This is a genomic window from Protofrankia sp. CiP1_Cm_nod1 (genome assembly GCF_920888515.1).
Lineage (GTDB): Bacteria > Actinomycetota > Actinomycetes > Frankiales > Frankiaceae > Protofrankia.
Genome location: NZ_CAKKTM010000430.1, coordinates 1 through 9,262 on the forward strand (window position 1 = coordinate 1; position 9,262 = coordinate 9,262).

A 9,262-nucleotide genomic window follows, 5' to 3' on the forward strand; every position below is an offset into this window, starting at 1 on the left:
GCCGACGGCCCTGGCCGAAGCGCCGGCACGTCCACCCCGTCATCGGCGGAGCCGGCAACAGCGCCGGTGGGCGGCCTGGCCGCCGGCGAACCGGCGGGTGGCGGGTCACCGGCCGGTCCGGCCGCTCCGGCCGCTCCCCCGGCGGCCTCGGTGCCGCCATCCGGGACGGCCGTGACAACCTCCGTGGCGCCGTCATCCGGAACAGCCACGGCGGCCTCGGTGGCACCGTCACCCGGGACAGCCACGGCGGTGCCGGACGGGACGACGTCGGAGTCGTAGGGGGCGGTCACCGTCCACGCCGCGACCAGGAGGGTCCAGCGCAGCACGATGTTGATCCAGATGAGCAGGCCGACGATCACCGCGAACGTCCCGTACACGGGATTACCGGTCGTCATCCCGACCAGCCAGGTGCCGAGGAGCTTGAGGCTCTCCACCCCGACGGCGCCGAGCATGGCCCCGCGCACCACCCGGCGACGGTCAGTGATCGACGGCAGCCAGAGGAACAGGCACAGGAAGATCGTCACATCCAGTGCCAGCGCGATGCCGAGGGCGAGCAGCGTGGTCACCACCGTCGCCGCGGTGCTCCCGGACAGGCCGATCCCCTCCAGGAACGTCCCCGACACCGAGGTGATGACGCTGGTCACCGCGATGGACGCGAACACGATCAGCCCGAGCCCGACTAGGACGCCGAGGTCCCGCAGCCGGCGCACCAGCGCGTTGCCGACGTCCACACTCTGGTGCCAGATGATCCGGATGGCGTCCCGCAGCGCGTTGATCCAGGCCAGCCCGGCCAGCAGCAGACCGGCCAGACCGATCAGGCCGACCCCGACCTTCGAGTTGCCGATACTGGCGATGTCGAGCTTGTCCGCCATCCCCGGCAGATAACTGTTGATCTGGTTGACCAGTTCCTGCTGGACGTCTGGATACGCGTCGACCACGAACCCCGTGATCGAGAAGGCCAGCGCCACCAGCGGGAAGAAGGACAGGAAGGCGAAATACGTGGCAGCCGCCGCGAGCCGGTCACCGCCGTCCTCGACATACCGGTGATAGCCACGTATGGCATGGTCGACAAAGGGTCTCCCGCGGCGTACGGAACCCGCGACGCCGGATGCCTTCCGTGCCCCGGAGCGGACCGCGCTGATCGGATTGGCCATCGGTTGCTAACTACCCACGAGCCCGGTGCCATCACACCCGGCGGGCCCGCCGTACCGGCCGGGCGGCGGGATCCACCCGGTGGCCCGGCCCCCGCCGGGCGCGGGAGCACGCCGGCACGGGTAACGCGCTCAGCCCGGGATACCGGCCGCGCGGACGGCGGCCACCACGTCGTCGGACAGCACCGGCCACGCCTGCGCCGCCCAGGTGCCGAACTCGCGGTCGGTCAGCGCCACACAGGCCGCCCGCGGCGCGGGATCCACCCACAGGAACGTCCCGCTCCGGCCGAAGTGACCGAACGTGGCGGGAGAGTTGGTGCTGCCCGTCCAGTGCGGCTGCTTCCCGCCGCGGATCTCGAAACCGAGCCCCCAGTCGTTCGGCTTCTGCGCGCCGAAGCCCGGCAGCACACCGACGAGGCCGGGGAAGGCCACCGACGTCGCCAGCGCGAAGGTGGCGGGAGCCAGCAGGCGCGGCGCCAGCAGCTCGGCGGCGAAACGGATCATGTCGTGCAGGTTCGACCACACCGCGTGCGCGGGCGAGCCCCGCAGCTCGGAGGAGCCCATCCCCAGCGGCGCGAACACGGACTCGGCCAGGTAGTCGGGGAAGGCGATCCCGGACGCCTTCTCAAGCGTCTCCCCCAGGAGCTCGAAACCGGTGTTCGAGTAGATCCGCCGCGCCCCGGGCTCGGCCCGCGGCCGGCTGCCGGCGAACTCCAGGCCCGAGGTGTGGGCAAGCAGGTGCGCGACGGTCGAGCCCGGCGGGCCGGCCGGGTCGTCGAGGGCGAAGACCCCTTCCTCCACGGCGATCAGCACCGCGTAGGCGGACAGCAGCTTCGACACCGACGCCAGCCGGAACAGCCTGCCCGCGTCCCCGACCGACCAGGCGTCCCCGACCGGCCCGGCGGCCGTGACCGCGCCGGGGGCATCACCGGCGGAATCCGCGGGACCACCGGAGACGAGCACCGCGACGGCCGCGTTCTCCACCGGCCAGGCGGCCACCTGCGCAAGGGCATCCACCTGATGAACTGTACGAACCTCCTCACGCGGGCGTGTGCCCAACGCACTGGGACACTGGGCCGATGTGGCGACACCGACATCTCCCAACACCATGAGCGCGTCCGCGACCGTCTCCCCTGCGTCCCCGGCCGCGTCCCCGGCGGCGCACGGGCCGGCCACCGAGGCCGGCCCGGCCGGGACCATCGACCTGCTCGTCGTCGGCGCCGGCCCGGCCGGCTGCGCCGCCGCCCTGCGCGCGCTGCAGCTGCGGCCACACACCCGCGTCGTGCTGCTCGACGCCGCGGACTTCCCCCGGGACAAGGCCTGCGGTGACGGCATCGCCCCACACGGCCTGGACGTCCTGCGCGCGCTCGGCGTGCCGGACGCGGCCGCCGGGTTCACGCCGGTGGACCGGATGCGGCTGCGCGCGCCGGGCGGCGCGCAGGTGGCGACCCCGTGCCCGCGGGCGAACTACGTGGTGCCACGCAAGATCTTCGACGCCCGCCTGGTCGCCGCCGCCCGCGCGCGCGGAGCCGTCCTGCGGCGCGAACGGGTGCGCTCGGTGGTGGCGGGCGGCGCCGCCGGCGATCCGGTGCTGGTCAACGGCCACCTGCGGGCCCGGGTGGTGATCGGGGCGGACGGGGCGAACTCGGCCACCCGGCGCGCCCTGGGCATCGGGCCGAACCCGCCGGAGGCGCTGGCCATCGCCGTGCGCGGGTACGCCGACGCGCCGTCCGCCGACCGCCCGCCCGAGCAGCTCATCGAGATGACCGACCAGGGCTGGCCGGCCTACGCCTGGTCGTTCCCGATCGGGGACGGCCGCGCCAACATCGGCTACGGGATGCTGCGTTCCAAGCTCGACGAGATGCACGGCGACGGTGGCGGCGGCGATGGTGGCGGCGATGGTGGCGGTAGCGGCCGGGCCGTCCTGTACGGCACCCTGGCCCGGATGCTCGCCGACCAGCCCGCGTATCCCGGGACGCTGCGCGCCCACCACCTGCCCCTGTCGACCTGGCGGCCCCGCCAGCCCGACGGCCCGGTGCTGCTCGCCGGGGACGCCGCGTCACTGATCAACCCGCTCACCGGTGAGGGCATCTACTACGCCCTGCTGTCCGGCTCGCTCGCCGGCCAGGCCGCCGTCACCGCCGCGCCGGGCGCGGCCGGCGCGGCCTACCGGCACGCCCTCGACCGCGAGCTCGGGCGGCACCTGCGCCACACCACTCTGCTGGCCGAGCTCGCCGGCCGGCATCGCACCCTGATGGACGCCGCCGTCGCGGCCGCGAGCCACCGCACCGAGCTCTTCGACACCCTGCTGGAGATCGGCCTGGGACGCGGCACAATCCCCACCGCGTCACTGGCCCGGCTGGCCGTGCGCAAGCTGGTGGCCGGCTGGCAGTGAGCGCACCGGCCGGGGCGGGCGATGGGCCGTCAGCCAGCTGGTGCCCTCGTGCCGCCGGCATCCCGCCGCGCCGGCCGTGCCGCGCCGGCCGTGCCGCTCCCGGCTCGTCCCGCCGGCCGGTCCGTCCCGCGGTCGGCGGCGCGGCCACAGGACGGTCGACCAGCTGCTGGCCGCTACGGCAACGCGCCGTGGCAGCCAGCAGCTGCTACAGAAAGTTACAGATTCAGAACGTTACAGGTTGGCGACGTCGGCCTGCTTGGCCCGGACGGCCTCGGCGGCAGCGGACAGCGCGGCCTTCTCCTGCTCGGACAGGTCGATCTCCACGACCTTCCTCACGCCGCCGCGGCCGATCTCGGCGAACACGCCGAGATAGACACCGGAGATGCCGAACTCGCCGTCCACCCACGCGCATGCCGGTATCACCGCGCCGGAGTCCTCGGCCACGGCCTTGACCATCCGGGCGGCGGCGGCGGACGGCGCGTAGTACGCCGACCCGGTCCTGAGCAGCGCGACCACCTCGGCCCCGCCGTTACGGGTCCGGGTCACCAGCTCCTCGATCTTCTCGGCGGGGAGCAGGTCGGCGAGCGGCTTGCCGTCCACCGTGGAGTGCGAGGGCACCGGGACCATGGTGTCGCCGTGCGAGCCCAGGGTGAGCGTGCGCACCGACTTCACCGGCACGCCGAGCTCCACCGCGACGAAGTTGGTGAAACGGGCGGTGTCGAGCAGGCCGGCCTGGCCGATGACCCGGCCGCGGGGGAAACCGAGGACGTTCGCGGCGAGCGCGGTCATCTCGTCCAACGGGTTGGACACCACGATGACAACGGCCTCGGGCGAGGTCTTCGCGATGTTCTCCGACACCTGTCGGACGATCTTCGCGTTGACCTCGATCAGGTCCAGCCGGCTCATGCCCGGCTTGCGCGGCAGGCCGGCGGTGATGACGACGACGTCCGACCCCTCGGTGTCGGCGTAGTCGTTCGTCCCGACAACCGTGGTCTCGAAACCCTCGATCGGCCGCGACTGGTTCAGGTCGAGAGCGAGCCCCTGCGGTTTGCCCTCGATGATGTCGGTGAGGACAACCGTGTCGAAAATGTCGTACTCAGCAAGGCGCTGCGCGGTCGTGGAACCATAGAAACCAGCTCCGACAACGGTTACCTTCCCACCCATCGGTGTCAGCCCCTCAGTTTTTCGATGATGGCGTCAATGTATTCCGCCGTCCCGTCGGCGGCCGGGCCGGTACGGTACGGTCCGGCTTCGGATCGTGGATGGCGCCGAAACCGCAGCCCACGAACGAGGCAGCCGCCGCGGGCACTCGAGCCGCCGTCTCGGTGTACCCGGGCCCGCTCCCGTCACCGGGGATCAGGGGGACGCTATGAGCCGGCATGTGTACTGTTCGCCCCGCTTAGCTGAACATGGTATTCGGATGATGTTCGGACAATGCTCCGGATATCGAGAGGCTACCGCGATCGCCTGCGAGATGGGCGGCGAACTCCGCCCCTCGGGCCGGCCGGGCCGCCCGCGGGACCACCGGGATCGCCGCAACGGATGCTCCGCCCCGAATACCCGCCGGCAGCGGCCCCGCCGCCGCGCGCCGCCGAGTGCGACATTCCTGAGCCCGCCCCGGCCACGGCCGGTACGAGCCCGGCCGCTCACCGCGGAACGCCCACCGGGAGCGGCACTCCCCAGCCACAGCTGGCACAGATCCTGGCCGCCCACCGCTGGATGCCGGCCAGGGGATGACGACCGCGGCCGCCACGGCCCTCATGACCCCGGGGCCGGTACCGCCAACGTCACCGCGATGATCGTCACGCCGAGTGCCGCGAGCGTCGCGACATCGAAAACCCTGCTCCGGACGGCGAGCAGCCCGGCCCGCCGGGCAGGAAGGACCAGCCGCAGGACGGCCCCGGCGAGCAGGACGATGCCCAGCCCGAGCAGCCCGCGTCGCCAGTGATCCTGTGACACGAACACCAGAGCGACGATCGCCGCGCCCAGCACGACCGTGAGCACCGGGTCCCAGCCCGGCGGCGAGCGTCTCCGGGCCAGGTGCTGCCGGCGGCCGGCGCTCATAGTGGGGTCACCAGCACCGGCACCGGCACGGCCGCGCCCCGCCGGCCGGGAGGCCGGCCGGAACCGGCAGCCCCTGTCCGGACACGGTTCCCCTGCCACTCACCCCAACCACGCAGGGCAGTCTATGCCCACCGGGAAGGCGGCCTCCGGCCACGGCAGCCCACCGGCAAGGCGGCCCCACGGCCACGGCAGCCCACCCGGAAGACAGCCTCCAGACCGCGGTGGCCCTTGAAGGCGTTGGGACGGGCGTTCGGATGTGGTGCCGGTACGGCGACCCCGCGGTCACGTCGCGTCCCGGGAGCCGCCGAGACCTGCCGATCAGGCTGTCCCGTCCTGTCCGAGCAGGTCCAGGGCATTATCGATCTTCAGGTGGGCGGAGCGCCCAGTGCCGCGCCGGCAATCGCGAAAACTTACGATCATTCGTCGGATCGCAATTTTTTAGACCCCGGGTGAAGCCTCCACACGGGACTAGGGGACACTTCCGCCGCAACCACCGGAATGGGACCGGAGTGGAGGGAGTGGGCCGTGACAGACGAATCGCCACACAGCAAGAAGTTGCAGGAGCTGATGTTCCGGGCTTGGGAGACCTTCGGGGACGCCCGGCACCTGGACAACGACGACCGGGTGTTCGTCCAGGCTCTCGCGCGGCAGACGGCGGACAGGATCTCGGTCCTGTACGGCGCGAGCTGGCGGGAGGCCCTGGACTGGGTGGCGCAGCGTTACGTCCCCACCAACGACACACCCGGTGGGGCCATCCCGGCGTCCTCGAACGGCACTACCACGAGCACGTCGCGGCGTGGGGCGGCAGCGGCGGAGTCCGCGTCCATCTCATGAGGCGTCGGTGCCGTCCGGCCGCCACGCACGGACCCGGACGGCACCGACGACCAGGTACGCACGCCACAGGTACGCGCGTCACAGCGGCGGGCCGACGATGCCGTCGCCACCGAGACGCCGGCTGTGCGGCCGACGTCCGCCCGTGACCCCGACATCGACCCGGCCCCGCCGGCCGCCGCACCCTGGTCAGGACGCGGCGGATTCGGACATCGTTTCCGCTGAGCGCCATTTCCGCTGAGCACTGTCAGTAAGCACCGCGTCCACGGGCCCGAAGGCTCGGGACGCTTCTGGCGGCTACCGTCAGTGCGTGACTGTCAGTGCGTGAAGTGCCGGACGCCGGTGAAGTAGAGGGCGATCCCGGCGTCCCGCGCGGCCGCCACGACCTGCTCGTCGCGGACGGACCCGCCCGGCTCGACAACCGCGCGGACCCCGGCGCCGATGAGCACCTGCAGCCCGTCCGGGAAGGGGAAGAAGGCGTCGCTGGCGGCCACCGCCCCCTTCACACGGTCACCTCCGCGGGCCACCGCGAGCCGGGCGGCGTCCACCCGGTTCACCTGCCCCATGCCGACACCGACCGTGGCGCCGTCGGCGGCGACGAGGATCGCGTTCGACTTCACCGACCGGACGGCCTTCCAGGCGAAGGCGAGGTCAGCCAGGGTGCTCTCGTCCGCGGGCGAGCCGGCCTCCAGCGTCCAGCCCGAGGGGTCGTCACCGGCGGCGTCCAGCGCGTCGCGGGACTGCAGCAGCAGCCCGCCGGAGACCTGGCGTATCTGCACCCCGTGCGGGTGCGGCGGCAGGGGGCTCTCCAGCAGGCGGACCGAGGGCTTGCGGGCCAGGATCTCCACTGCCCCGTCGTCGTAGCCGGGTGCCACCACGACCTCGGTGAAGATCTCCGCGATCTGCCCGGCCAGGGCGACGCTGACCGGGCGGTTCGTCGCGATGACCCCGCCGAAGGCGGACACCGGGTCGCAGGCGTGCGCCTTGCGGTGCGCGTCGGCGATGTCACGGCCGATCGCCAGGCCGCAGGGGTTGGCATGCTTGATCACGGCTACGGCCGGTTCGCCGAAGTCGGCCACGGCGGAGCGGGCCGCCTCCGCGTCGGTGAAGTTGTTGAACGACATCGGCTTGCCGTGCAGCTGCCGGGCGTCGGCAAGCCCCGGCCCGTCGTTCTCGGCGACGTACAGCGCGGCCCGCTGGTGCGGGTTCTCGCCGTAGCGCAGCACCTCGGCGCGGCGCCACACCGCGGCGACCGTGTCCGGCCAGCCGGACTCCCGGGCGACCTGGTCGGGGGCGCCCACACTGGCGAACCAGGACGCGACCGCGACGTCGTAGGCGGCGGTGTGGGCGAAGGCGCGGGCGGCGAGCCGGCGGCGGGCGGCCAGGTCGAAACCACCGGCCCGGATCGCAGCGACCAGCTCCGGGTAGTCCGCCGGGGAGACCACCACGGCCACGGTGTGATGGTTCTTCGCGGCGGCCCGGATCATCGCCGGGCCGCCGATGTCGATCTGCTCGATCACCTCGTCCTCGGGGGCACCGCCGGCCACCGTCTCCCGGAAGGGATAGAGGTTGGACACGACGAGGTCGAACGGCTCGATGTCGAGCTCGGCGAGCGTCTCGGCGTGCTCGACGTTGCGCAGGTCGGCGAGCAGACCGGCGTGCACCCGCGGGTGCAGCGTCTTCACCCGCCCGCCGAGGATCTCGGGGAACCCGGTGAGGGTGCTGATCGGCGTGACGGCCAGGCCGTGCCGGGCGAGGACCTGCGCGGTCGAACCGGTGGAGACGATCTCTACCTCGGCCTCGGCGAACACGGCCGCCAGCTCGGCCAGACCGGTCTTGTCGTAGACGCTGACCAGCACCCGCCGGATGGGGCGCCGCCCCGTCGCGACCAGTTCGCCGCCACCGGACGAGGCCGCGTCGATGGGCGGGGAATCCTGCGCTCCCGCCACCGGCTCGTCGGCCGAGGACTCCCGCGGGACCTGTGCGGATGTCATGTCCCCTCCTCCGACCGGACGATCCGGCCGATCGTCTGTACGTACAGGACGCGCTCCACCGCCTGGATGCGGCTACGCAGGGTCTCTTCCGTGTCGGACGCTTCCACGCCCACCGTCGCCTGCGCAAGGATCGGCCCGGTATCGACGCCTTCGTCGACCCAGTGGACCGTGACACCACTGACCTTCACCCCGTGCGCGAGTGCGTCCCGGATGGCGTGGGCGCCGGGGAAGGCGGGCAGCAGCGACGGGTGGGTGTTCACCGTGCGGAAACGTCCGATGACCCGCTTTCCGAGAATCTTCATGTAGCCGGCGAGCACCAGCAGATCCGGATCATAAGCGGCGATCCGCTCCGCCGTGGCCTCGTCGAACGCCTCCCGGCGCGGGAAATCCTCAAGACGGACGGTGAAGACCGGGGTACCGGCGGCCACCGCCCGGTCCTGCGCGCCGGTGCCGAAGCGGTCCGTGCCCACGGCAACGACCTCGGCGCCGAAGGATGGATCCCGGCAGGCGTCCAATACGGCCTGCAAGGTGGTGCCCACCCCGGAGGCGAGAACAACCAGTCGAGCGGACACGGGACTCTCCGGAGAAGCAGGTGGCCGGCAACGCGCCGTCGAAGCCGACGGCACAGCCAGCGGCCAGGGACCGTTCCGCTCCGACTGTACTGACGTCAGGCGGCCTGTGCGCATCCGCCGGGAACGGCGTTGATCAGGACATAGCCCCTGCTCAGACGGGATGACGGGAGGCCCGGCAGGCCGGGTGGCCGACGCGCGGGCCGCAGTCGCCGGCCGGCGCCGCCGGCCCGGCGCGGTGTTCGCGCGGGACGGGGA

General features: G+C 72.6%; 8 protein-coding genes. 2 read left to right on the plus strand and 6 right to left on the minus strand.

Features of this window, described 5'->3' with window-relative positions:
• Positions 1-1,154 (minus strand): YihY/virulence factor BrkB family protein (locus tag NBX02_RS19475; RefSeq protein ID WP_250292505.1); only part of this gene is annotated, 1,154 nt, incomplete at its 3' end.
• A 129-nt stretch (positions 1,155-1,283) separates the two neighbouring features.
• A complete protein-coding gene (locus tag NBX02_RS19480; protein WP_250286147.1) occupies positions 1,284-2,168 on the minus strand; it encodes a serine hydrolase domain-containing protein in 885 nt (294 codons plus the stop codon).
• A gap of 91 nt (positions 2,169-2,259) precedes the next feature.
• On the opposite strand from NBX02_RS19480, the gene NBX02_RS19485 reads away from it, so the two are divergent.
• Positions 2,260-3,546: a geranylgeranyl reductase family protein gene (locus NBX02_RS19485; protein ID WP_250292507.1), complete on the plus strand. Its 1,287-nt coding sequence runs from the start codon at positions 2,260-2,262 to the stop codon at positions 3,544-3,546.
• Between the two features lie 231 nt (positions 3,547-3,777).
• Here the strand turns inward: NBX02_RS19485 and mdh are convergent, their stop codons facing one another.
• Positions 3,778-4,710, minus strand: coding sequence for a malate dehydrogenase (gene mdh, locus NBX02_RS19490; protein ID WP_250286673.1), 933 nt, complete (start codon positions 4,708-4,710; stop codon positions 3,778-3,780).
• 594 nt (positions 4,711-5,304) lie between these two features.
• Positions 5,305-5,610: a DUF3017 domain-containing protein gene (locus NBX02_RS19495; RefSeq protein WP_250286671.1), complete on the minus strand. Its 306-nt coding sequence runs from the start codon at positions 5,608-5,610 to the stop codon at positions 5,305-5,307.
• Between the two features lie 525 nt (positions 5,611-6,135).
• Here NBX02_RS19495 and NBX02_RS19500 point away from each other — a divergent pair.
• On the plus strand, positions 6,136-6,444 hold the full coding sequence (locus NBX02_RS19500) for a hypothetical protein (RefSeq protein WP_250286669.1): 309 nt from the start codon (positions 6,136-6,138) through the stop codon (positions 6,442-6,444).
• Between the two features lie 314 nt (positions 6,445-6,758).
• Here NBX02_RS19500 and purH read toward each other — a convergent pair whose 3' ends face one another.
• Together purH and purN are read right to left on the minus strand one after the other, a co-directional pair.
• Positions 6,759-8,435: a bifunctional phosphoribosylaminoimidazolecarboxamide formyltransferase/IMP cyclohydrolase gene (gene purH / locus NBX02_RS19505; protein ID WP_250292509.1), complete on the minus strand. Its 1,677-nt coding sequence runs from the start codon at positions 8,433-8,435 to the stop codon at positions 6,759-6,761.
• Positions 8,432-9,007, minus strand: coding sequence for a phosphoribosylglycinamide formyltransferase (purN, locus tag NBX02_RS19510; protein ID WP_250286666.1), 576 nt, complete (start codon positions 9,005-9,007; stop codon positions 8,432-8,434). The genes purH and purN overlap by 4 nt, the downstream gene beginning before the upstream one ends.
• Positions 9,008-9,262: the final 255 nt, after the last annotated feature.